This window comes from Aequorivita lipolytica (assembly GCF_007997135.1).
GTDB classification, from domain to species: Bacteria; Bacteroidota; Bacteroidia; order Flavobacteriales; family Flavobacteriaceae; genus Aequorivita; species Aequorivita lipolytica.
The window spans coordinates 1-2172 of record NZ_VORU01000031.1 but is presented as its reverse complement, the minus strand read 5'-3'; the positions used below and the strand labels follow the sequence as shown (position 1 = coordinate 2172).

At 30.8% G+C, this 2172-nt stretch carries 2 protein-coding genes; both read left to right on the top strand.

The annotated features are described in order from the left end of the window. Nucleotides 1–146: 146 nt before the first annotated feature. Nucleotides 147–812, top strand: coding sequence for a hypothetical protein (locus ESV24_RS15125; RefSeq protein ID WP_146951085.1), 666 nt, complete (start codon nucleotides 147–149; stop codon nucleotides 810–812). 187 nt (nucleotides 813–999) lie between these two features. Beyond that, entirely contained in the window at nucleotides 1000–1917 is a 918-nt protein-coding gene (locus ESV24_RS15455) for a hypothetical protein (protein WP_211359049.1), read from the top strand. Nucleotides 1918–2172: the final 255 nt, after the last annotated feature.

Sequence of the window (2172 nt, the reverse complement as noted above, 5' to 3'; positions counted from 1 at the left end):
GTCGCCAAATCTTTTGATTTGGCTTTTAGAGAAATAAGATAAAACAAAATGCAAAAGATTTGGCTTGTGAATAATCCGAATAATTATTGCTTATTTACAGCCCTACTTCTTTTATACTAGACCGTTGCCAGTAATTTGAAAAAACCTTGGAAGTAACCAAAAAAGACATCGAAAAATTAATTGAACAAAGGAAAAAAGATTCTTTAATCAATCATTTGTGGAATAGTCTTTCTGGTAATTTCCGACCTCAAGGAGATATTTATCGAAATCATATAAAAGTTTGGAAACAGAATATATGGTTTGGGAGTTTTTACGCGATTTTTAAATTTGACTTTAATGCAAACAATCATCTAATAAATATAACGGACAAGCTCAATTCCTTTGGAAAATTGCTAATCGGATTCATTTCCGGAGGATTCATATTCGCTGTTTTTCCAGAAAACCCGATTGAGTTTGATTATTTGGATAATTGGTTGCCGATTTTTATTGTAATCATTTTTCTATTTATTTTAATTTTCGTGTTTCGAAAGCTATATCTCTTTGAAAGAAAAAATCAACTCGACGAAATATTCGAATACTTGAATATGGAAATTGAAGAAGAGAAACCTGAAAAAGAATGGTTTGCCAAAAACATTTTAATTAGACTTTTTACATATCCATTTTGCTTATTTCTCATCGGAATAAACATTTTTTTAATCATTCCGAATGGACAATATTTATTGGCAATTGGAAGCCTTACGATGGTTTCTTTTTATATCATAGCGGATTTGAAAATGATATTGCGGAGAAAAACTACTGGCAACAATGTATAAAAAAAATAGGGCAATTAAGTGCTAAACCCAATGGTTCAGGCTTATTTGCGAGGTCGCCAAATCTTTTGATTTGGCTTTTAGAAGAATAATATAAAACAAAATACAAAAGATTTGGCTTGTGGTTAATCCGAAAGTTAATTGCTTATTTACAGCCCTACTTCTTTTATACTAAACGTTGCCATTAATTATGAAAAAAACACTCGTCTTGCTTTTTATACTTCTGATTTCAATCAAATCTTTTGCTTGCAGTTGCGAATGTGGTGGAGATTGTTCATTCAGCCAAATTTCAAAAGGTTCTGAATTTGTAGCGTTAGTTAAAGTCATTGAATACTCGGATTTTCTCGAAGAAAAGATTTCTGATTATGACGGAAAAATGCCTTTATCAATGACAGTAGAAGTTATTGAAAATTATATTGGTTCAGAGAAACGCAAAACCATAAAAATTTGGGGAGATAACGGAATGCTATGCCGACCATATATTGCGAATTTTAAAGTTGGAAAATATTACCTAATTGCACCTTCAATAATAGAAACGGAATCTAAATATTCCACTGGAAACATAAATGATTATGATTTATTTTCTTGCTGGACTGACTATCTTCAGGTGGATTTTGACAAAAAAATAGCTTACGGAGAATACTCAAAAGAAGAAAATCAAATTTCTCTAAAAGATTTTGAGAGAGAAATAAGAAATATCAATTTCAAAAAAACGGAATGGTTTACTAACAATAGTAATAAAGACTTTTTTAAATCAGATTCAATTACTCTCTACAAAATTCTTAATAAAAAGGACGAATTTGTAAAATTGAGTAGTGGAATAATCAAAACTGAACAAAACGAGAATAAAGACTTTACAGATTTAGAATTTAGAAGAAATGGAAAGTTAAAAATGACTGATACCAATATTGAAAACTGGACAGAAACTGAACATTTAGGAAAATGGAAATGGGAGTTTAATAACGATAAGAACGTATTAAGTTTTTACTTGGACAAGAAATTATATTCTTCCTTTGTTGTCGTTTCCCAAGAAAGAGATTATCTAATTTGGAACACTGATGACAAAGTTCAATTTTACGTTCTGAAATTAGAAAGAGTGGAAAAATAACTAATGGCAACACCGTGTATAAGCCATCGCTGGGTCTGTGCTTATCTGGAAAATTCTTGGGAATTTTCCAGCGGAGTTTTGTACTTTTAATGGTTCGTGTGTCAGACACGCAACGGCTCATACACATAAAACGTTGTAAGTAATACCAAAAAAAAACCGAACAAACATTGAAAAATGAACTAATAGCAAAAGCAATTTCGGAAATAGAAAAGCCAACTTTTGGAACGACTAAACAATATTTGGAAGTTCACAATG